A 23,288-nucleotide genomic window follows, 5' to 3' on the forward strand; every position below is an offset into this window, starting at 1 on the left:
TATTCTAAAAAATCAAGTATATGAATTAAGCACCTGTATTTTTCTTGATGATTTCTTCAGATACTGATTTAGGAACCTGCTCGTAGTGGTCGAATACCATTGAATAAGTACCGCGACCTTGAGTGTTTGAACGTAATGATGTTGCGTATCCGAACATTTCAGAAAGTGGAACGAATGCATTAACGACTTGAGCGTTACCGCGAGCGTTCATACCTTCTACACGTCCGCGACGGCTTGTAACGTCACCCATGATATCACCTAAATATTCTTCAGGCATAACGATTTCAACTTTCATCATCGGCTCTAGAAGAACTGCTTTACAAACTTTAGCAGCTTCTTTCAGTGCAAGTGATGCAGCGACTTTAAACGCCATCTCAGATGAATCGACATCGTGGTATGAACCATCGTAAAGTCTAGCCTTAACGTCAACTAATGGATAGCCGGCAAGTACACCGTTTTCCATTGAATCTCTAAGTCCAGCTTCTACGGATGGAATATATTCACGTGGTACTACCCCGCCGACGATACCGTTTTCGAATTCGAAACCAGCACCTTGTTCGTTTGGAGTAAATTCAATGTGAACGTCACCGAACTGACCGCGTCCACCAGATTGGCGGGCGAATTTACCTTGTACCTTAGCAGGCACTGTAAACGTTTCACGGTAAGATACCATTGGCGCACCAACGTTACATTCAACTTTGAATTCACGTTTCATGCGGTCAACAAGTACGTCCAGGTGAAGCTCACCCATACCGCCGATAATAACCTGGCCAGTTTCCTGGTCAGTACGGGCAGTGAACGTCGGATCTTCTTCTTGTAATTTAACAAGTGCAGTCGTTAACTTATCCTGGTCGCCTTTAGACTTCGGCTCAACCGATAAGTGAATAACCGGTTCAGGGAATTCCATAGACTCAAGGATTACGTTAAGTTTCTCTTGTGTAAGAGTGTCACCTGTACCAGTGTCTTTAAGACCTACTGCAGCAGCGATATCACCCGAATAAACGGTTGAGATTTCTTCACGTGAGTTAGCGTGCATCTGTAAGATACGACCAACACGTTCACGTTTGCCTTTAGTAGTATTCTGGACGTAAGAACCAGCATCAAGTGTACCTGAGTACACGCGGAAGAAAGTAAGTTTACCAACGAATGGATCTGTCATTACTTTAAACGCTAATGCTGCAAACGGCTCAGAATCATCTGGTTTTGCAATATATTCTTCTTCTTCATTATCGACTTTATGACCAACAATAGGTTTAACGTCTAATGGAGATGGAAGATAGTCCACTACTGCGTCAAGCAGTAATTGAACACCTTTGTTTTTAAATGCAGTACCGCATAATGCTGGGTAGAACTCAACATCACAAGTCGCTTTACGAATTGCTGCTTTAAGTTCTTCAACAGAGAATTCTTCTCCACCGAGGTATTTTTCCATAACGTTTTCATTAACGTCAGCTAAACCTTCGATTAGAGCTTCTCTTGCTTCTACAGCTCTTTCCATGTGCTCTTCAGGAATTTCAACTGTTTCAATATCAGTTCCTAAATCGTTTCCGTAAAGATGAGCTTTCATTTCTACAAGATCAATGATTCCTGAGAAATCATCTTCAGCACCAATTGGAATTTGCAGCGGGTGTGTATTTGCTTGTAAACGATCTCTGATAGTACCTACTGAATACTGGAAGTCAGCACCAATTTTGTCCATCTTGTTTACGAATACAAGTCTTGGAACGCCGTATGTTGTCGCTTGACGCCATACTGTTTCTGTTTGTGGCTCAACACCTGATTGTGCATCAAGTACAGTAACCGCACTATCAAGTACACGTAATGAACGCTCAACTTCAACAGTGAAGTCTACGTGTCCAGGTGTATCGATAATGTTTACACGGTGTCCGTCCCACTCGGCTGTTGTTGCAGCAGATGTGATCGTGATTCCACGTTCCTGCTCCTGCTCCATCCAGTCCATTTGTGAAGCACCTTCGTGCGTTTCACCAAGTTTGTGGATACGTCCTGTGTAATAAAGAATACGTTCAGTAGTCGTAGTTTTACCTGCATCGATGTGAGCCATGATACCGATATTACGAGTATTTTCTAAAGTGAATGGTCTTGCCATGAGTATTCTTTTCTCCTTCCAGGTATGGATTAGATTTAAATACTAAAGGACAAAGCATCCTACCAGCGGTAGTGTGCAAATGCTCTGTTAGCTTCAGCCATTTTATGACTTTCTTCGCGTTTCTTAACTGCTCCACCTGTGTTGTTTGCAGCATCAAGAATTTCGTTAGCTAATCTTTCTTCCATTGTCTTTTCCCCACGCAGACGTGCGTAGTTCACAAGCCAACGTAAGCTGAGAGTAGTACGTCGTTCTGGACGAACTTCAACCGGAACTTGGTAGTTTGACCCACCAACACGGCGTGCTTTAACTTCAAGAAGTGGCATAATGTTTTCAATTGCTTCGTCAAAAACCTCCATAGCATCTTTACCAGAGCGTTCTTGTACTAGATCAAATGCGTTATAAAGAATTTTTTGCGAAGTTCCTCGTTTACCGTCGATCATCATCTTGTTGATGAGTTTAGTCACAAGCTTAGAGTTGTGAATAGGATCCGGCAATACATCTCTTTTTGGTACTGGACCTTTACGTGGCATAATTATCCTCCTTCCAATTTTTATTTTCATTTTTTAAAATTTTCTTGTTAGTCTAAAGTGACTGAATTTTACTTGTCGCCTTTAGGTTTTTTAGCACCGTAATGTGAACGGCTTTGTCTGCGTCCTTCAACACCTGAAGTATCAAGCGCACCACGAACTACGTGATAACGTACCCCCGGTAAGTCTTTAACTCGTCCTCCGCGGATAAGTACAACACTATGTTCTTGCAGGTTGTGACCAATCCCAGGAATATACGCGTTCACTTCAATGTTATTTGATAATCTTACACGTGCATATTTACGTAGAGCAGAGTTTGGTTTTTTAGGAGTCATAGTACCTACACGTGTACAAACACCGCGTTTTTGTGGCGCAGCGTCAGTAGTAACGCGTTTCTTAAGACTGTTAAAACCTCTGTTCAATGCAGGCGATGCAGATTTTTTTGATTTAGTACTGCGTGACTTTCTGATCAACTGATTAATAGTTGGCATAATCGAATATCCTCCTCTCGTTTTCTTAATCCACACATCCAGGTGGTTCATTTTTAGAGTATAAAAAATCTGTAAGATCTAAATCTTACATAAAATACACTTTGTCTCCTTTATGACCGGGCGCAAAGTCCCTCATAAAGTAACCTTAACTATAATACCATCGCGGCAACTTTCGTGTCAAGCATTCCCGATATAAAAATTAATATCGCCAAGACATAAAAAGATTAACATAAATATCTCTTCATGGCTATTATAAACATGAAGTTTTTATAAAGAAACCGCCCCTGTTACGGAGCGGCTCTGGCACATACATTTGACCCATAAATGCATGTTTTCCTCTTATCAATATCGCCCGTTAAAATTAGTCTTCTAAAAGAACTACTTCATCTTCTGATACTGCTTTTTCAGCTACATCTATTTCTACGTCTTTATACTTAGGCATTCCTGTACCTGCAGGGATAAGTTTACCGATAATAACGTTCTCTTTAAGACCGAGAAGATCATCGCGTTTCCCTTTAATCGCTGCATCTGTCAGTACACGAGTTGTCTCCTGGAAGCTGGCAGCTGACAAGAAGCTTTCAGTTTCAAGAGATGCTTTCGTAATACCAAGCAGTACCGGTTTTGCTGTTGCCGGACGTTTTCTCTTCTTGAATATTTCTTTGTTAGCGTCAGTAAACGTATGAATCTCTACTAAAGCACCTGGTAATAATGAAGTGTCTCCGGCATCGATAATGCGTACTTTACGCAGCATTTGACGAACCATAACCTCAACGTGTTTATCGCCGATTTCTACCCCTTGCATGCGGTATACTTTCTGCACTTCTTTAAGCAGATATTCCTGTGTCGTATTTAATCCAGCTACTTGAAGCAGCTGTTTAGGTTCGATTGAACCTTCGTTTAATACTTCACCCGGACCGACTTTGTCGCCAATTTCAACCAGCAGGCGTGCAGCTCCCGGTACCATATAAGTACGCGTTTCGTGCTCACCTTTAACTTTAACTTCCTGCTGACGGTCTTTAACGACTTCAATATCCGTTACCGTACCGTGAATTTCTGAAATCTGCGCCTGTCCTTTCGGATTACGCGCTTCAAATAATTCCTGGATACGCGGTAAACCTTGTGTAATATCGCTACCTGCTACACCACCTGTGTGGAATGTACGCATTGTAAGCTGTGTACCCGGCTCACCAATTGATTGAGCGGCAATTGTACCAACTGCTTCGCCAACCTCAACTTTTTCACCAGTCGCAAGATTTTTACCATAACAGCGTTCACATACACCATGACGTGTATTACATGTAAATGCTGAACGGATATAAACTTCTTCAAGTCCGCTGTTTACGATTTCTTTAGCAATATCCGGCGTAATAAGCTCATTACTGCCAAGTATTACTTCATTTGTTTCCGGATGTCTAACTGTTTCTTTAACATAACGGCCTTCTAAACGGTCGATAAGCGGTTCGATAAGTTCTGAACCTTCTGTCAGTGCAGAAACATGCAGTCCTTTATCCGTACCACAATCTTCGTCTCTTACGATAACATCCTGAGCGACATCAACAAGACGGCGTGTCAAGTAACCCGAGTCAGCAGTTTTCAGTGCTGTATCGGCAAGACCTTTACGCGCACCGTGAGTTGAAATAAAGTACTCAAGTACTGTCAGTCCTTCACGGAAACTTGATTTGATTGGAAGCTCGATGATCTCACCTGACGGGTTGGCCATAAGTCCGCGCATACCAGCAAGCTGCGTAAAGTTTGACGCGTTACCACGGGCACCTGAGTCACTCATCATAAAGATCGGATTCAGACGGTGCAGTGATGCCATCAGTTTTTCCTGGATGATATCTTTAGCTTTTGTCCAAAGTTCAATAACAGCATTGTAACGTTCTTCTTCAGTAATTAAACCGCGTGAGAACTGCTTTTGAACTCTTTCAACTTTCTCTTCAGTATCGTCGATGATGACCTGTTTTTCAGGAAGTACAACGATATCTGCAACTCCTACCGTAATACCGGCTTTCGCGGAGTATTTGAAACCTAAATCTTTCATCAGGTCAAGCATTACAGATGTTTCTGTAATGTGGAACTTGTTGAAGACTTCAGCGATAATCTGTCCAAGGTATTTCTTGTCGAATGGAGCAACAAGAGGCATTTCCTGGATTTTTCCAGCTAAACCTTCTTCACCTAAGTCTTTACCATCGATGAAATATTTATTTGGCGTTTTACGCTCTAAGTTTTCGCGTGTAGGTTCGTTAATATATGGGAATGACGGCGGCATGATCTGGTTAAATATCACTTTACCGACAGTCGTCATTAATAATTTACCTTTGTTTTCTGCTGAAACTTTTTCTTCAGACAATGGCTGTGTATGAAGTCCGATACGTGTATGAAGTGATGTATAACCATTTTGGTAAGCCATCACAACTTCATCGATACTCTTGAAGATATGTCCTTCGTTCTTCATGTCTTCGCGCTCAAGTGTTAAGTAGTAGTTACCAAGTACCATATCCTGTGACGGAGTAACTACCGGCTTGCCATCTTTAGGGTTAAGAATGTTTTGAGCAGCGAGCATCAGCATACGCGCTTCAGCCTGTGCTTCTTTAGATAAAGGAACGTGTACCGCCATCTGGTCACCGTCAAAGTCAGCGTTATACGCTGTTGTAACTAACGGGTGAAGACGGATTGCACGGCCTTCCACTAATTTAGCTTCGAAAGCCTGGATACCAAGACGGTGAAGTGTTGGTGCACGGTTTAACAGTACCGGGTGCTCGGAAATAACATCTTCCAGAACATCCCATACTTCATTTTCCATACGCTCAATCTTACCTTTGGCATTTTTAATGTTAGTTGCTAAGTCGCGTGAGACAAGCTCCTTCATAACGAAAGGCTTAAACAGTTCCAATGCCATTTCTTTCGGCAGACCGCACTGATACATTTTCAAGCTTGGTCCAACAACGATTACCGAACGCCCTGAATAGTCAACACGTTTACCAAGAAGGTTTTGACGGAAACGTCCCTGTTTTCCTTTAAGCATGTGAGACAGTGATTTAAGCGGACGGTTACCCGGTCCTGTAACAGGACGGCCGCGGCGTCCGTTATCGATAAGCGCATCTACAGCTTCCTGCAGCATACGTTTTTCATTTTGGACTATAATTCCGGGAGCGCCTAAATCAAGAAGGCGTTTTAGACGGTTGTTACGGTTAATAACACGACGGTATAAGTCGTTCATATCACTCGTAGCAAAACGTCCGCCGTCAAGCTGTACCATAGGACGGATTTCCGGTGGAATAATCGGCAGCACATCGAGAATCATCCATGTTGGATCATTTCCTGAATGACGGAATGCTTCAACCACTTCAAGGCGTTTGATCGCACGAGTCAGACGTTGTCCTGTCGCTGTTTCCAGTTCTTTTCTAAGCTGTTCAAGTTCTGCATTCAAGTCAATTTGGTTAAGCAAATCTTTAATTGCTTCAGCACCCATTTTCGCTGTGAAAGTATTACCGAATTTATCGTAATACTCACGGTATTCACGTTCGCTCAGCAGCTGTTTAGGCTCGAGACCTGTAGGTCCCGGCTTAATTACAGCGTAAGATGCGAAATAGATAATTTCTTCAAGTGAACGGGGTGACATATCTAAAAGAAGACCCATACGTGACGGGATTCCTTTGAAATACCAAATGTGAGTTACAGGAGCAGCAAGTTCAATATGCCCCATTCTTTCACGTCTTACTTTAGCGCGTGTAACTTCAACTCCGCAGCGGTCACAAACCATGCCTTTATATCTGACACGTTTGTATTTACCACAGCTACATTCCCAGTCTTTAGTTGGTCCGAAAATCTTCTCACAGAATAAACCATCACGTTCCGGTTTTAATGTTCTGTAGTTGATCGTTTCCGGTTTCTTCACTTCACCGAAAGACCATGAACGAATTTTTTCGGGTGACGCTAAACCAATTTTCATATATTTAAATCTATTAACATCTATCAATGAGCTTTCCTCCCTAAAGTTTTCTCAGCTCAGCACATTACTCAGTAACATTTTCATTTTTAGCTGAAGCAGTTACGTTGTCCGATTGAGTCGGTTGGCTTTCTATCATCATCTTCTGTATCGCGCAATTCAATTTCTTCGTCGTTTTCATCCATGATACTTACGTCAAGGCCTAAACTTTGAAGTTCTTTCATCAATACTCTGAATGACTCAGGAACGCCTGGTTTCGGCAGGTTTTCGCCTTTAACAATCGCTTCGTATGTTTTCACACGTCCGACAGTATCATCGGATTTAACTGTTAGAATTTCTTGTAATGTGTATGCAGCACCATATGCTTCAAGTGCCCATACTTCCATCTCACCAAAACGCTGTCCACCGAATTGCGCTTTACCACCAAGCGGCTGCTGCTGCGTTACTAGTGAATATGGTCCAGTACTTCTTGCGTGAAGTTTATCGTCAACCATGTGTGCAAGTTTAAGCATGTACATTACACCGACAGAAATACGGTTTTCAAACGGTTCGCCTGAACGTCCGTCGTATAATACCGTCTTACCGTCGCGTGCCAGTCCAGCTTCTTCCATTGTAGACCACACATCTTCTTCGCTCCATCAAATACAGGAGATGCCATTCTTAAGCCCATTGCACGTGCCGCCATACCGAGGTGCAGTTCAAGCACCTGACCGATGTTCATACGAGATGGAACTCCGAGCGGGTTAAGCATGATGTCAATTGGCGTGCCATCAGGCATGTAAGGCATATCTTCTTCTGGTAAAATTTTCGAAATAACACCTTTGTTACCGTGGCGCCCACACATTTTATCTCCTTCAGAGATCTTTCTCTTCTGAACGATATAAACGCGTACAAGCTGGTTCACACCAGGTGATAATTCATCTCCGTCTTCACGGTTAAAGACTTTAACGTCAAGCACGATTCCGCCTGCTCCGTGAGGAACACGCAGTGAAGTATCTCTAACTTCACGAGCTTTTTCTCCGAAGATTGCATGCAGCAGACGTTCTTCTGCTGTTAATTCCGTCACACCTTTAGGCGTTACTTTACCGACAAGAATATCGCCGTCGATAACTTCAGCACCGATGTGAACAATTCCGCGGTCGTCCAGCTTCTTAAGTGCGCTGTCAGAAACGTTTGGAATATCACGTGTAATTTCTTCAGGTCCGAGTTTAGTATCTCTTGATTCAGATTCGTATTCTTCAATATGAATTGAAGTGTATACATCCTGTTTCACAAGACGTTCACTCATAATTACAGCATCCTCATAGTTATAACCGTCCCAAGTCATGAAGCCGACAACAAGGTTACGTCCAAGCGCCATTTCACCGTTGTCCATAGAAGGACCATCAGCTAATATTTCACCTTTTGTAACGATATCGCCTTCAGTAATAATCGGTTTTTGGTTATAACATGTCCCTGCGTTTGAACGCACGAATTTAGACATTCTGTAAACATCTTTTTCTGTTTCTACATCTTTACCGTTTTTATCTTCAATACGGCGAACATGAATTTTTTTGCTTCAACATGTTCAACGCGCCCTCTGTAGCGGGATACTACAGCAGCACCTGAGTCGCGGGCAGACACATGTTCCATACCTGTACCGATAAACGGTGATTCAGGGTTTATAATGGAACTGCCTGACGCTGCATGTTCGCACCCATAAGTGCACGGTTAGAGTCATCGTTCTCAAGGAATGGAATACAAGCTGTCGCAGCAGATACTACCTGCTTAGGCGATACATCCATGTAGTCCATACGATCGCGCTGCATCTGTGTGTTGTTTCCGCGGAACCGGCAGATAACTTCCTCGTCGAGGAATGCGCCATCTTCACCGAGAACAGCGTTTGCCTGTGCAACGACATAGCTGTCTTCTTCGTCAGCTGTTAAGTAATCGATTTGATTCGTTACTTTATTCGTTTCAGGGTCCACTTTTCTATACGGAGTTTCGATAAAACCGAAGTCGTTAACACGTGCATAACTCGACAGCGTGTTAATCAGTCCGATGTTCGGCCCCTCAGGAGTTTCAATCGGGCACATGCGTCCGTAGTGAGAATAGTGAACGTCACGTACTTCCATGCCGGCACGTTCACGAGTTAAACCGCCGGGCCCTAATGCTGAAAGACGACGTTTGTGCGTCAATTCTGCGAGCGGGTTCGTCTGGTCCATGAACTGTGATAATTGCGAGCTACCGAAGAACTCTTTAATAGATGCAATGACCGGACGGATATTAATCAGTTGCTGCGGTGTTACTGTTTCAGTGTCCTGAATAGACATTCTTTCACGTACAACACGCTCCATACGGGAAACACCGATACGGAATTGGTTTTGCAGCAATTCACCGACTGAACGCAGACGACGGTTACCAAGGTGGTCGATATCATCTGTAAAGCCGACACCTTCTAATAAGTTAAAGAAATAACTCATTGAAGATATAATATCTGAAGGTGTGATCGATTTAACTTCCACATCAGGGAAGGCATTGCCGATTACTGTCGTTGAATGCTCTTCGTTGTTACGTGACTTCACTTTCACCGATTGAATTTCAACAGGCTCGTCTAAAAGACCCTGTTCAAGGTGATAAGTTTGCAGGTTTGCTGTTGTTTCAAGCTGTTCCATAATCGAATCCAGAGTACGGCGGTCGATCGTTGATCCTGCTTCAGCAATAATTTCACCTGTCTCTGAGTCGACAATCGGTTCTGTTAGCACTTGGTTGAAGAGACGGTTTTGCAGATGAAGCTTCTTATTCATCTTGTAGCGTCCGACATTTGCCAGATCGTAACGTTTCGGATCAAAGAACCTCGAATATAATAAATTACGTGCATTTTCTACTGTTGGCGGTTCGCCTGGACGCAATCTTTCGTAAATTTCTAACAGGGCCTGGTCGACTGTTTCCGTCGCATCTTTCTCAAGCGTATTACGAAGATATTCGTTATCGCCAAGAAGGTTGATGATTTCTTCGTCAGTTGCAAAGCCTAACGCACGTAATAATACCGTCATCGGCAATTTACGTGTGCGGTCAATTCTGACATATACGACATCTTTTGCGTCGATTTCATATTCTAACCATGCGCCACGGTTAGGGATGACTGTTGCTCCGAAGTTCAATTTACCATTCTTGTCGAACTTCTCAGAGAAATATACAGACGGGCTTCTTACTAATTGAGATACGATTACGCGCTCTGCTCCATTAATAATAAAAGTACCTGTATCGGTCATCAATGGGAAATCTCCCATAAATACGTCCTGCTCTTTAACTTCGCCGGTTTCTTTGATGACTAAGCGAACTTTCACTCTCAGCGGTGCTGAGTAAGTTGAATCGTGATCTTTCGCTTCTTCCTCGTTATACTTCGGCTCGCCGAGCTTATAATCGACAAACTCTAAAGACATATTCCCTGTAAAATCTTCTACTGGAGAAATATCTTTAAACATTTCGATTAGACCGGTTTCTAAGAACCACTCGTACGATTTCGTCTGAATCTCAATTAAGTTAGGTAATTCTAACTTCTCTTCGATACGCGCATAACTTCTACGTTGTGCATGTCTTCCATACTGAATCAATTGACTCATCGACAGATTCACCCCTAATAATATTTGCGTAAACTATAATGGACGCTTAACAGCGGAACAGTCCAAAAGACAAAAGAAAACGGAATCGTATTCAACTCCATTTCCTATTAAACTGGACATTCGTATAAAATGCGCCATTCAACAGCTGCACAGAAAAGTACATACTTATTGATATTAATTTAACATTCTATAAGAATAACATATACAATTTGTCAAGTCAAATATATAATTTCTTTTATTTAGTGCTTTTTAAGATATAATAACCTCTATCTTTTGAGGCGATTTCAACATTTCCAAACAGTGCTTTTAAATGTTTTTTATAAGAAGCCATGCCCTGTTTTTTCTGCACAACCATATAAAACTCACCCTTTAAATCAAGGCGTTTAAAACCATCACTCAGCATATCGAGAACTGTATCTTTACCCGCTCTAAATGGCGGATTTGTAACATATAACGATACATTAAAGGGCATATCTTCATAACTTTCCCGGTCGAGCACGTCGGCATTCACTTTTTCCCGGCGCGTATTTTCAATGGATAATTGTATCGCATCTTCATTAACTTCGACCATTACCGGACGGAGTCCGAGTTCTTTGCCAAGTACGGTGCCGATCGGCCCGTATCCCGCACCCATATCTATTAAATCACCGGAACCTTTAAATTCCGAAAATACAGTTCTGATTAATACTTCAGTACCATAATCAATCTGATTTTTGGAAAATACGCCGCGATCCGTTTTAAAGCGGTAGACATGATCGTTGAAACTGAACTTTATTTCGCTGAACTCATGCGGTGTATTATCTGTAGTGAAATAGTGAGACATTAAATCTCCCCCAATCGGTAAAAGTAACTAAAAAAGCCCCCGATAAACTTATGTTTACGGGAACTTTTTGCGTCAAAATTTATATAGACTACTTAACTTCTACGCCAGCGCCAACTTCTTCAAGTTGAGCTTTAAGAGCTTCAGCGTCTTCTTTAGAAAGACCTTCTTTGATAACTTTAGGAGCGCCATCAACTAACTCTTTAGCATCTTTAAGACCAAGACCAGTAGCTTCGCGAACTACTTTGATTACTTTAATCTTAGATGAACCTGCAGATGTAAGTTCTACATCAAATTCAGTTTTTTCTTCAGCAGCAGCAGCTTCTCCGCCACCAGCAGCAGCTACAGGAGCAGCAGCTGTTACGCCAAATTCTTCTTCGATTGCTTTAACTAAGTCGTTTAACTCTAAAACTGACATTTCTTTAATACTTTCAATGATTTGTTCATTGTTAGCCATAATAATATTCCTCCATTTTTTAGTTGTTTTTAAGCGCGCTTATAATTTAAGCTTCGCCGTTTTCTTTTTCTTTTTCTTCACCGATAGCTTTAACCGCATATGCGAAGTTGCGTACTGGTGCTTGTAATACTGATAACAGCATAGAAAGTAACCCGTCTCTTGATGGTAGAGATGATGCAATTGATCTAACATCTTCCGCCGGTACGAAACTACCTTCGATAACGCCCGCTTTAATTTCTAAAGCTTCGTGTTTTTTAGAGAATTCGTGGATGATTTTAGCAGGCATGATAACATCTTCGTTAGAAAATGCAATCGCACTTGGCCCAACTAGGAATTCATTAAGCTCAGATAAGCCTTGTGAATCCGCAGCGCGGCGAACCATCGTGTTTTTATAAACTTTGAATTCAATTCCAGCATCACGTAATTGCTTACGTAGTTCAGTTACTTCAGAAACTTTTAAACCGCGGTAGTCTACTAATACTGTAGATACAGAGTTTTTAAGCTGTTCTGAAATTACTTCAACGTGCTGTTGTTTTTGTTCAATCACGTTTGACATGTAGTTACACCTCCATTTTTTGGTGCAAATAAAAAAGCACCTTTTACCTGCGGCAAAAAGTGCTTGAATTTATATAAATATCATTCAAGTCATTTTTATTTGCCTCGGCAGGATAGTTATTAAGCTGTTGTGTCCAGCTCCTGCTGTCTTAGGTAGTCTTTAAAATTTACAAGTGTAAATATAACCGATATATCTACACTTGTCAATATTTATTTTATACAGTTCTTACTGCGCTTGGGTTAACTGTAATTCCAGGGCCCATAGTGCTTGAAACTGTTACTGATTTGAAGTAAACACCTTTAGATGATGCAGGTTTAGCTTTATCAAGAGCATCGTGAATTGCTTTAAAGTTTTCTACAAGCTGTTCTTCAGTAAATGAAACTTTACCGATTCCAACATGAATAATACCAGCTTTTTCAGCGCGGTATTCAACTTTACCAGCTTTGATTTCCTGAACTGCTTTAGTTACATCCATAGTTACTGTACCAGTTTTCGGGTTTGGCATTAGTCCTTTAGGTCCAAGTACGCGTCCTAATTTACCAACTTCGCCCATCATGTCCGGTGTTGCAACGATTACATCGAAATCAAACCATCCACCGTTAATTTTCTGTGCTAATTCTGCTTCGCCTACGAAATCTGCGCCAGCAGCTTCTGCTTCTTTAGCTTTTTCGCCTTTAGCAAATACTAATACACGCTGTGACTTACCAGTACCATGCGGCAACACTAGTGCTCCACGGATCTGCTGATCATTTTTACGTGTATCAATACCTAGACGGAATGCTACTTCAACTGAAGCATCAAAGTTGGCAACATGCGTTTCTTTAGCAAGTTTAATTGCTTCTTCAATTGAGAATGTAGAGTTGTGATCAAACTTCTCTAGAGCAGCTTGATACTTTTTACTCTCTTAGCCATATATATTCCTCCTTGTGGTTATAGCGGGGTTAATCCTCCCACGACCGTATTAATACTTAATTTATTTTTCGACAGTGAAGCCCATGCTTCTAGCTGTACCTTCTACCATTCTTACTGCTGCGTCTACTGATGCTGCGTTTAAGTCTTCCATTTTTGTTTCAGCGATTTCACGAACTTGTGCCGCTGTAACAGTTGCCACCCTTGTTTTTTTAGGTTCGCCAGAACCCTTCTCAGTGTTAGCCGCTTTCTTAAGAAGAACAGCTGCCGGTGGAGTTTTTGTAATAAATGTGAATGAGCGATCTTCAAATACAGAGATCTCACAGGAATAATAAGACCTGCCTGCTCTTGTGTACGTGCGTTGAATTCTTTACAGAATCCCATGATTTTACGCCTGCTTGACCTAGTGCTGGACCTACCGGTGGTGCCGGGTTCGCCTTGCCTGCAGGAATTTGCAATTTCACAACATTAATAACTTTTTTAGCCACGATGTTGCACCTCCTCATAATCGTGATGTGGTCACAGGATGTTTAGATTTCATCCTCCCACTCTTCATCTGTATACATAAACAAAGATGGCCGCAAATTTGCGACCTTGAAAGTATAGCATATATTAGTTACATTTTTCAATAAAAGAATTAAAGTTTTTCGATTTGATCGAATTCAACTTCAACCGGTGTTTCGCGTCCGAACATCTCAACGAGTACTGTAAGCTTGTAGCGTTCCTCATCGATTGATTCAATTACACCGCTCTGGTTATTAAATGGACCTGCGATAATATTGATTGATTCGCCGACAGCAACTTCAACATCAACAATTTTCTCTGACATACCCATCTGGCGCAGGATAAATTTAACTTCATCCGGCAGTAGCGGGTTCGGCTTGCTGCCCGCTCCCTGTGAACCGACAAATCCGGTAACTCCCGGCGTGTTGCGGACTACGTACCATGATTCATCTGTCATTACTAATTCAACGAGTACATAGCCCGGAAATGTTTTCTTCATTGCCGTTTTCTTTTTCCCGTCTTTAATCGTTGTTTCCTCTTCTTCAGGGATGACTACGCGGAAAATTAAATCCTGCATATTCATCGACTCAAGGCGCGCCTCTAGGTTTGCCTTTACTTTGTTTTCATAGCCTGAATAGGTATGTACTGCATACCAATGCTTGTCTAGAGACATTTTACCGCTCCTTTAAATTTACATAAAATCAATTAGTGCTGTAATACCAATATCCAGCACGTAGAAAAATGCTAAGAAAAATACAGTAAGTACTACTGTCGTCGTATAACGGACTACTTCCTGCCCTGTCGGCCAGCTGACTTTCTTCATCTCGCTAACTACATTTTGAAGAAGTTCTTATTATTATTCATCAACCGTTCCCCCTGAACTATATAGAACTTTTATGCGTGGTATGCTTATTGCATTTTGGACAATGTTTTTTCATGACGAGTCTTTCGTTGTGAACCGGCTTGTTCAATGAATAATTACGCGAGCCGCAGTCACTGCATATAAGAGCAATTTTCATCTTAAAATCCTCATTTCAATTCTAGTATACTATATCGGCTTAAGGCATCATTGTCAATAACGGCGTGTAAATCTTCAACCGAACTGAACTTGAATTTAATCCTGTAAAGTGTATTGATTACCGACTCTGGCTCCTTGTTAATAATGCTGCCTATCTCGTCAAAAGCCGCACCGCCCATAAATAATTTCAGGACCCTTTTTTCAAAATTTGATAAATTGCCGACCGCTCCTGCATACTCTTCCTGGGCTTCTTTTAATATAACATGCGACAGTGCATGTCTGTGCTCCAGCATATAAACCTCTTCCGGACAAATTTCAATCTGACGGGAGACGCTTAAGTAATTAACGCAGCTGTACATTTTCAGTCTGATGGAACGAAGCGCATAATGTCCGTAATGCCCTTTTGAATAATCGAATCTTAAGCACAGCATCAATGCACTTAAAAGCATTTCCTGGATCAGGTCTTCGCGGTCATATTCGTTCATATCATATTTAAATGTCATTCTTCTGATGATCGGACGGAGTTCGCGGTCAATTTCATCAAATTCGGCGAAATTCCCCGCTTTCACTTGCAGCGCATAGGCATCCAGTTTCGCTTCATTGTTTCCGTAATCAGCCGGCCGCTCGCTAACGTAAATATAAAATGATTTTACTGAATACATCCGCTCGCCTCCCATTTATATTACTTCTAATATATGAGGTAACAGGCGGACGTTCAAGGCGTCATTTTTCGCCGCGTCTCAGTTTTTCCATTTTTGCGAGTACTTCTTCACTGATATCCAATTTTGTCCTCGGCAGTTTTTCATTTATTGTCTCAATGTGCGCACTGATATTTTTATCGGCTTCTGCCAGATCCAGCCACATCTCTCTTGAAGGAATCCGGTAGGCGCCGTAGGCAAATATTGCATTCTGTTCGGTCAGGTCACTCGTGACGACACTGATATCGCACAGATGAGGATGATAGTTATCGTAAACAAAACGCTCAATATATTCATCCGCCGTTTCTTTTTCTTTTGTATAAATGACCGTGATGCCGTAATAATCGATAACCGCTTCCTGGCTTTTAACTTCATATGCATCAAACACACAGATAATTTCATAGTTCTGAAGCGCCTGATACTCACTCAGTCTTTTCAGCACTTCCTCCCGTGCAAGCTGGAGTGAAATTTTAGACTCTGCAAATAACCTTGAGTTGGCGCCGATTAAATTATAACCGTCAACGACGAGCAAGCGTCTTTTTTTGCGCATAATCACTCACGTCCAAGCGGGTTCTGCTGGCGATATACTTCGTACATCAGCAATGCTGCTGAAACCGAAGCATTCAAGCTCGTAATTTCACCGGTCATTGGAATTTTCATTTTTTAACCATAAAGTCGCATTTTTCCAACGTCTTCTTGCTGATACCTTCACCTTCACTGCCTACTACCAATGCGGTGCTTCCTGATTTCGCATTCATCTCACGGTAGTCCAGCGTACCGGAACCATCGCTGCCGATAACCCAGAAGTTATGATCCTTCAGCTTATCAATTGTCTGGTTGATGTTCGTCACTCTGACAACCGGTACATATTCTATCGCACCAGTGGATGTTTTAGCGACTGTATCCGTCAGCAGCACTGATCGGCGTTTTGGAATAATGACTGCATCGAACCCGACTGCATCACACGTTCTTAAAATAGAACCGAGGTTATGCGGATCTTCCAGACCGTCCAGGATAATAACATTGGCATCCTTGCCTTCAATATTTAAAAGCAATTCTTCGAGCGGCATATATTCATGTGCACTGACCATTGCAGCGATGCCCTGATGGCGCTCATCCGTCATACCGTCCAGTTTACTTTTCGGTACTGCTGACACGACAACGCGTTTTTCTTTCGCTAAATCCAAAATTTCTTTCAGCTGGCTTTTATTTACGGTATCCTGCATATAAATTTTATTAATATCACTGCCTGAACGCAGCAGCTCTTTTACCGCGTGGCGTCCTGCTATAACTGAACTCTCCATTACGCTTCACTCCCGTTTTCAATAATATGAGCCATCAGCTCTGTAATACGCGTTTCATTCTCCGTTAATGATAAATGCCCGACGAGTGCTTCCAGTCCGGATGCGTCCCGGTACTCTTTAATCGATGCGTTTTTCGCACGGGTCGCACTCGACTTGTTGCGCGCTTTCTTTGCGATATCCCATTCTTCCGTCAGCAGTTCCGACTTTCGGAGGAAGTGCAGCGCTTCTGCCTGCGCACGTGCACTGACAAGCTTATTTGCTTCTCTGTGCAGCACATCAGGTTTTAAATACGGTTTGTTTCTTATTAAATGCTCACGGACATGCACCGCATAAACTGCATCTCCTAAAAATGCGAGCGACAGTGACGGTACCGTATCAAGTTTAAAATTATCCACGTTTAAACCTCACACCGTCTTTAGTATCTTCTAAGACAATGCCTTGTGCTTTTAGGCTGTCGCGGATTTCATCCGAACGGGCAAAATCTTTATTTTTACGCGCCGCTTCACGTTCTTCAATCAGCGCTTCAATTTCCTCGTCCAGCAGCAGCTCTTTTCGGGCCAGGTTCACACCGAGAATTTCCGAGTAAATCTTAAAAGCTTCGATAAATTTCTGCAGCACTTCTTTTGCTGTCGCCGGCTGACGCAGGTACTTATTGAGTTCGCCTGTCAGTTCATGCCACGCCGATACAGCATTTGCCGTATTAAAATCATCATCCATAAACGCTTCAAGCTGCTGAAGATTCAAATCAATTGCACTAAGCACCTTATCATCAATTTCTGTACCGACCGCTTTATCCAGTCGTTCCGACGCCTGGTGATAGCTGTCTTGAATGCGCATCAGACCATTGCGCGCCGCGTCGACAAGTTCACGGTTATAGTTAATCGGATTGCGGTAGTGCACGCTCACCATAAAGTAGCGGAGCACGTTCGGTTCAACTTCTTTAATAATATCGTGCACTAAAATAAAGTTGCCGAGTGACTTCGACATTTTAGTGTTATCGATATTAATATAGCCGTTATGCATCCAGTAATTCGCAAATGTCTCATCTGTCATACATTCACTCTGTGCGATTTCATTTTCATGGTGCGGGAACGTTAAGTCCTGTCCGCCGGCATGAATATCAATTGTATTGCCAAGATGCTCACGTGCCATCACGCTGCACTCGATGTGCCAGCCCGGACGGCCTGTGCCCCAAGGAGAGTCCCAGCTGATTCCCCCGTCTTTTGCCTGTTTCCACAATGCAAAGTCAAGCGGGTCCTGTTTTTTCTCGCCCGCGTCGATACGTGCACCAATTTTCAAGTCGTCCACTGACTGCTGTGACAATTTACCGTAACCGTCAAATGAACGTGTTTTAAAGTATACATCGCCTGCCGATTCATAAGCATGCCCTTTATCGATAAGTACTTTAATGAACTCAACGATGTCCGGCATATGATCCATGACTCTCGGATGCACATCTGCTTTTTTAACATTGAGCGCACCTGTATCTTCGAAAAATGCTTCGATAAAACGCTCTGCTATTTCCGGTACTGTTTCGCCCAGTTCTTTCGATGCTTTAATCAGTTTATCGTCGACATCCGTAAAATTCGATACGTACTTCACTTCATAACCTTTATACTCCAAATAACGGCGGACTGTATCAAAAGCAATCGCAGGACGCGCATTGCCGATATGAATATAGTTATATACTGTCGGACCGCAGACGTACATGCTTACTTTACCTTCTTCAAGCGGCTTAAATTCTTCTTTTTTTCTAGTGATTGTATTATATATGCGAACCATCTTTTACCTCATTCCCAACTTCTCTTCTGAAGTTATTAATATCTTTTTCAAGTTCCAGTAATTTTTCAAACAATGGATCCGGAAGTTCACGGTGATCAAAGTTATTATGTTTTCTGACGCGCTGCCCGTGCTGTTTCACAATATGACCGGGAATACCGACTACTGTTGAATGGGGCGGCACATTTTTCAGTACAACAGAATTGGCCCCGACATTCGATGACTCGCCGACGCGGATGTTTCCAAGCACTTTGGCACCAGCTGCAATCAGCACATTATCGTCGATATCAGGGTGGCGCTTATGGTCTTCTTTACCCGTTCCGCCCAGTGTTACCCCCTGATATATCGTCACATCATTGCCGATGTTACACGTCTCTCCGATTACTACACCCATACCATGGTCGATAAACAGCCGTCTGCCGATATTTGCACCCGGATGAATTTCTACCCCGGTCACAAAGCGGCTCACCTGTGAGATTGCACGTGCAATCACTTTAAAATTCTTTCTGTAAAACCAGTGTGCAATCAAATGCGCCCACACTGCGTGAACTCCTGAATACGTAAAAAATGCTTCGAATCGGTTTTTCGCTGCCGGATCGAGTGACAGTACCATGTTTAAATCTTCTTTCACTCTCTGAAACATCTTCGTCCTCCTAAAATCATAAAAATACGCCTCTGCCCGGTAATCGGACAGAGGCGCTTACGCACGGTTCCACTCTGCTTTATCACTTTTAATATACAGTTCATTCCATATTAAAAGCGCAATTCTACAAACGCTTTGTTATCCTTCTCAGCAGGCGGATAATCTCTTTGTGTCCAGCGGTTTATATACTTAACTTTTAACACTTATATCATACGGCAGACTGACCGTTATTTCAATAGTTCAGACTAGATCAAGCGTTTAATACGTTCAAGAACTGTCTCTTTGCCGATTAATGAAATTGAATCCGGCAGCTCAGGCCCTTTTGTTTCGCCTGTTACCGCTACGCGGATCGGCATAAATAATTTCTTGCCTTTAATGCCTGTCGCTTTTTGCACTGCTTTAATTTCAGCTTTAACTCCTTCAGGAGAAAAGTCTTCAAGCGTCGTAAAGTGTTCGTGAAGTGCAGTCATCAGTTCAGAAATATGCTCCTGTTCAAGCACTTCCTCTGCTTCAGCATCAAACTCAACATGATCTTTAAAGAACTGCTCTGAGAGCTCAGTAATTTCTGCAGCATAGCTCATCTGCGGCTGATACAATGCTACCAGTTTACGCGCCCAGTCAAGCTGTGTTTCATCAGGATCTTTAGCAACTCTGCCTGCTTCCTGCAGGAACGGCAGTGCCATATCAAAAATCTCTTCAGAATTTTTTTGTTTCATGTACTGGTTATTAATCCACATTAATTTCTGGTTATCGAAAAATGCAGAAGCTTTCGATAATCTGTTCTCATCGAAGTTCGCAATCAGTTCTTCTTTCGTGAAGATTTCCTCTTCACCTTCAGGAGACCAGCCTAAGAGTGCGATAAAGTTAAACATCGCATCCGGCAGGTAGCCTAATTCTTCATACTGCTCGATAAACTGAATAATTGAAGCATCGCGTTTCGATAATTTTTTCTTCTCAGCGTTAACGATTAAAGCCGTGTGGCCGAATTCAGGCAGCGGCAAATCTAAGTGTTCATAGACCATCATCTGTTTCGGTGTGTTTGAAATATGGTCATCACCGCGAAGTACATGTGTGATTTCCATTTCGTGGTCATCGATAACTACAGCAAAGTTATACGTCGGCACCCCGTCTTTTTTAACGATAACCCAGTCTCCGAATCCATTAGAGTCAAACGAGACATCACCTTTAACCATGTCGTTGAACGTATATGTTTTATCCTTCGGCACACGGAGACGAATTGCAGGCTCTCTGCCTTCAGCTTTGAACTGTTCTTCCTGTTCAGCTGTTAAGTTTGCATGTTTGCCGCCGTACATCGGTGTCTGACCATTTTTCAGCTGATCTTCTCTTTCAGCTTCAAGTTCTTCAGAAGTCATATAGCAGCGGTAGGCCTTGTTATCATCCAGTAGCTTCTGAATGTATGGAGCGTAGATTTCTCCGCGTTCCGACTGACGGTAAGGACCGTAGTTCCCTCCAACATCTACACTTTCATCCCATTCGATACCGAGCCACTTCAAGTAATTCAGCTGAGAGTCTTCACCTTCTTCTACATGTCTCGCTTTATCAGTATCCTCAATGCGGATAATGAAATCCCCGCCGTGATGGCGTGCGAATAAATAGTTAAACAGTGCTGCGCGTGCGTTTCCTATGTGCAGGAATCCAGTTGGACTCGGTGCATATCTCACTCTTACTTTAGTCATTATTTTGCCTCCTGTTTGTTAAGAAGTACGACCGCTTCACTCGCGATACCTTCTTCTCTGCCTGTAAATCCTAATTTTTCCGATGTTGTTGCTTTAATATTAACATTTGATATATCAGTCTTCAAAAGCGCTGCTACATTCTCACGCATTTCGTCAATATACCCTCTTAGTTTAGGTCTTTCAGCAATCACAACTGCATCGACATTGCCGATTTCATAACCTTTTGTATGCATCATCGAGACTACTTCATCCAGCAGCACGCGGGAATCCGCATCTTTAAATTTTTCATCTGTATCGGGGAAAAATTTCCCGATATCACCTAGTGCGAGTGCACCCAATATTGAATCCGTAATTGTATGCAGCAGCACATCCGCATCGGAATGTCCTTTTAACCCAAAGTCGTGGGGAATTTCCATACCGCCTAAAATCAGCGGGCGGGATGCGTCGAATGCATGAACATCATAACCGTGACCGATCCTCATCATCTCACTACTTTCCTTTAAGAATCATATGCGCAAGCTGCAAATCTTCGCTTGTTGTTATTTTAATATTATCATAAGTCGATTCGACTAAATAGACTTCTTTACCTATCGCTTCAACCATCATCGAGTCATCTGTCACTTCAAGATTATGTTCTTTCGAATGCTCGTATGCCCTTTTCAGAATATCGTACTTAAACGCCTGCGGCGTATGCACCGCGACGATTTCATCCCGGACCAGCGTCTCATTGACTTTGCCGTCAATAACGCGCTTCAGAGTGTCTTTAGTTTTTACACCGCAGATCACCGCACCAGTATCAGCAACTTTAGCCTTCAGTCTCGTAAGGATGTCAGCAGTCAGAAATGGTCTCGCTCCATCATGCACAAAAACATAATCCGCAGTACGAACATTGACCAGTGCATTATATATACTGTCCTGGCGTTCGGCACCGCCAATATGAATCCCCGCTACTTTTTTTGAAGCATCGAAGAGTTCATGCATAAGAGCTGTCTCTTCTGCTCTGACCGCCAGATGAATCGCTTCACAATCCGGATCATTTTCAAAATGCCTGACCGTTCTTTTAATGACCGGTTCTCCGTCAATTTCAAGAAGTACTTTGTTATATCCGAGCCCCATACGGGAACCGAGTCCCGCAGCCGGAATAATTACTGTATATTTCATTTATTCTTCTCCAGTTTCGCAAAGACAATCCGTCCTGAATTAGTCTGCAGTACACTTGTCACAATGACAGGCACCATTTGGTTAATTAAGTTTTCCCCATTTTCGACAACGACCATCGTGCCGTCTTCAAGATAACCGACACCCTGATTTTCTTCTTTCCCTGTTTTTGAAACAAACAGTTCAAACACATCACCCTGAACGACGACGGTTTTAATCGCTCCGCTTAACTCGTTAACATTAAGCACCGGAATATCATGAAGCTGGCATATTTTATTCAGATTATAATCTGTCGTTAATATTGCACCTTTTTCTTTTTTAGCAATATCAATCAGCTGCTGATCTACATCGAGTTTGTCGTATGTTACCGGCTCAATACGGACATTCGGAGTTTTCTCCTGCAATCCATTCAGCATATCGAGTCCGCGCTGGCCTTTTTCTCTTTTAACGGGATCAGTAGCATCTGCAATCAGCTGCAATTCATCCAGTACAAATTGCGGAATGATAATTTCACCTTCTAAAAAGCCTGTTTCCACAACGTCAATAATCCGTCCGTCGATAATTACACTCGTGTCGATAAACTTCTTCAATGCTATATGACTGCCTTCAGCTTTTGCTTTCCCCGAAGCTCTTGGGAAGAAATCCAGTACTTCGCTGAATTTTCTGAGGCCAATCATAAATCCTAAATAACCGAGCACTACCGCAAAAATAATCGGGACGATTTCGCCTATTAATGGAATGTCCAGTGTATTGATTAAAAGAGATATTAAGACAGCGATTACAAGTCCCAGCATCATTCCAAGTGTGGCAAAAACAATTTCGATTAGGCTTCTTGAAAGCAAATAGCCCTCACTTTTCTTCAGAAAACTATGTGCGTGCGACAGCGTCCAGCCAAATAATAAGAAAAATAACAGAACACCGAGCGTGCCGCTTATGAGTATGTTGTTAAATATTCTCGGCACTTCAAACGGCAAAATCATCTGCAGTTCAGGGAACAGCCAGACGCCTAACGAAATACCAATCAATATGTAAACGACATACAGTAAATACTTGAGCATATTAT

General features: G+C 42.4%; 19 protein-coding genes, 4 pseudogenes and 1 other annotated feature. All 23 genes and pseudogenes read right to left on the reverse strand.

Annotated features, from left to right (window positions below; translation table 11 throughout):
• Positions 1-25: 25 nt before the first annotated feature.
• Entirely contained in the window at positions 26-2,107 is a 2,082-nt protein-coding gene (gene fusA / locus G4D76_RS06955; RefSeq protein ID WP_026860144.1) for an elongation factor G, read from the reverse strand.
• 59 nt (positions 2,108-2,166) lie between these two features.
• Positions 2,167-2,637, reverse strand: coding sequence for a 30S ribosomal protein S7 (gene rpsG, locus G4D76_RS06960; protein ID WP_026860143.1), 471 nt, complete (start codon positions 2,635-2,637; stop codon positions 2,167-2,169).
• A gap of 68 nt (positions 2,638-2,705) precedes the next feature.
• Positions 2,706-3,125 carry a 30S ribosomal protein S12 gene (gene rpsL / locus G4D76_RS06965; RefSeq protein ID WP_026860142.1) on the reverse strand — a complete coding sequence of 140 codons (420 nt, stop codon included), beginning with the start codon at positions 3,123-3,125 and terminating at the stop codon, positions 2,706-2,708.
• Positions 3,126-3,486: 361 nt separating this feature from the next.
• Positions 3,487-7,107 (reverse strand): DNA-directed RNA polymerase subunit beta', encoded by a 3,621-nt coding sequence (rpoC, locus tag G4D76_RS06970; protein WP_026860141.1) that lies wholly within the window; start codon positions 7,105-7,107, stop codon positions 3,487-3,489.
• A gap of 59 nt (positions 7,108-7,166) precedes the next feature.
• Positions 7,167-10,682 (reverse strand): annotated as a pseudogene (gene rpoB / locus G4D76_RS06975) (DNA-directed RNA polymerase subunit beta).
• Positions 10,683-10,917: 235 nt separating this feature from the next.
• The gene (locus G4D76_RS06980; protein ID WP_213810929.1) at positions 10,918-11,505 is read right to left on the reverse strand and encodes a class I SAM-dependent methyltransferase; all 588 of its coding nucleotides are present in this window, start codon (positions 11,503-11,505) and stop codon (positions 10,918-10,920) included.
• Positions 11,506-11,593: 88 nt separating this feature from the next.
• Positions 11,594-11,959 carry a 50S ribosomal protein L7/L12 gene (rplL, locus tag G4D76_RS06985; protein WP_213810930.1) on the reverse strand — a complete coding sequence of 122 codons (366 nt, stop codon included), beginning with the start codon at positions 11,957-11,959 and terminating at the stop codon, positions 11,594-11,596.
• Positions 11,960-12,005: 46 nt separating this feature from the next.
• A complete protein-coding gene (rplJ, locus tag G4D76_RS06990) occupies positions 12,006-12,515 on the reverse strand; it encodes a 50S ribosomal protein L10 (RefSeq protein WP_213810931.1) in 510 nt (169 codons plus the stop codon).
• Positions 12,516-12,536: 21 nt separating this feature from the next.
• Positions 12,537-12,686, reverse strand: a sequence feature (ribosomal protein L10 leader region).
• Positions 12,687-12,729: 43 nt separating this feature from the next.
• Positions 12,730-13,419, reverse strand: a pseudogene (gene rplA / locus G4D76_RS06995) (50S ribosomal protein L1); the annotation flags it as partial.
• Positions 13,420-13,488: 69 nt separating this feature from the next.
• A pseudogene (gene rplK / locus G4D76_RS07000) lies at positions 13,489-13,912 on the reverse strand (50S ribosomal protein L11).
• 149 nt (positions 13,913-14,061) lie between these two features.
• Positions 14,062-14,601, reverse strand: coding sequence for a transcription termination/antitermination protein NusG (gene nusG / locus G4D76_RS07005; protein WP_026860134.1), 540 nt, complete (start codon positions 14,599-14,601; stop codon positions 14,062-14,064).
• An 18-nt stretch (positions 14,602-14,619) separates the two neighbouring features.
• Entirely contained in the window at positions 14,620-14,751 is a 132-nt protein-coding gene (secE, locus tag G4D76_RS07010; protein WP_213810932.1) for a preprotein translocase subunit SecE, read from the reverse strand.
• Between the two features lie 58 nt (positions 14,752-14,809).
• Positions 14,810-14,947, reverse strand: coding sequence for a 50S ribosomal protein L33 (rpmG, locus tag G4D76_RS07015; RefSeq protein WP_074431621.1), 138 nt, complete (start codon positions 14,945-14,947; stop codon positions 14,810-14,812).
• 10 nt (positions 14,948-14,957) lie between these two features.
• Entirely contained in the window at positions 14,958-15,608 is a 651-nt protein-coding gene (locus tag G4D76_RS07020; RefSeq protein WP_213810933.1) for a sigma-70 family RNA polymerase sigma factor, read from the reverse strand.
• Between the two features lie 61 nt (positions 15,609-15,669).
• Positions 15,670-16,194: an NYN domain-containing protein gene (locus G4D76_RS07025; protein WP_035785995.1), complete on the reverse strand. Its 525-nt coding sequence runs from the start codon at positions 16,192-16,194 to the stop codon at positions 15,670-15,672.
• Between the two features lie 2 nt (positions 16,195-16,196).
• Positions 16,197-16,948: pseudogene (gene rlmB / locus G4D76_RS07030) on the reverse strand (23S rRNA (guanosine(2251)-2'-O)-methyltransferase RlmB).
• Complete coding sequence (locus tag G4D76_RS07035) at positions 16,948-17,343, reverse strand: Mini-ribonuclease 3 (RefSeq protein ID WP_213810934.1); 396 nt, start codon at positions 17,341-17,343, stop codon at positions 16,948-16,950. Before G4D76_RS07035 ends, rlmB begins: the two are co-directional and overlap by 1 nt.
• The gene (gene cysS / locus G4D76_RS07040) at positions 17,336-18,730 is read right to left on the reverse strand and encodes a cysteine--tRNA ligase (RefSeq protein WP_213810935.1); all 1,395 of its coding nucleotides are present in this window, start codon (positions 18,728-18,730) and stop codon (positions 17,336-17,338) included. Before cysS ends, G4D76_RS07035 begins: the two co-directional genes overlap by 8 nt.
• On the reverse strand, positions 18,714-19,370 hold the full coding sequence (gene cysE, locus G4D76_RS07045; RefSeq protein WP_035785993.1) for a serine O-acetyltransferase: 657 nt from the start codon (positions 19,368-19,370) through the stop codon (positions 18,714-18,716). The genes cysS and cysE overlap by 17 nt, the downstream gene beginning before the upstream one ends.
• 245 nt (positions 19,371-19,615) lie before the next feature.
• Positions 19,616-21,070, reverse strand: coding sequence for a glutamate--tRNA ligase (gene gltX, locus G4D76_RS07050; protein WP_156897241.1), 1,455 nt, complete (start codon positions 21,068-21,070; stop codon positions 19,616-19,618).
• Positions 21,067-21,552: a 2-C-methyl-D-erythritol 2,4-cyclodiphosphate synthase gene (gene ispF, locus G4D76_RS07055; RefSeq protein ID WP_026860126.1), complete on the reverse strand. Its 486-nt coding sequence runs from the start codon at positions 21,550-21,552 to the stop codon at positions 21,067-21,069. The genes gltX and ispF overlap by 4 nt, the downstream gene beginning before the upstream one ends.
• A 4-nt stretch (positions 21,553-21,556) precedes the next feature.
• Positions 21,557-22,228, reverse strand: a complete 672-nt coding sequence (gene ispD / locus G4D76_RS07060; RefSeq protein ID WP_026860125.1) for a 2-C-methyl-D-erythritol 4-phosphate cytidylyltransferase — start codon at positions 22,226-22,228, stop codon at positions 21,557-21,559.
• Entirely contained in the window at positions 22,225-23,283 is a 1,059-nt protein-coding gene (locus G4D76_RS07065) for a PIN/TRAM domain-containing protein (protein ID WP_213810936.1), read from the reverse strand. Before G4D76_RS07065 ends, ispD begins: the two co-directional genes overlap by 4 nt.
• Positions 23,284-23,288: the final 5 nt, after the last annotated feature.

The organism is Jeotgalicoccus sp. WY2 (assembly GCF_018437745.1).
In the GTDB taxonomy this organism is placed as follows: Bacteria; Bacillota; Bacilli; order Staphylococcales; family Salinicoccaceae; genus Jeotgalicoccus; species Jeotgalicoccus psychrophilus.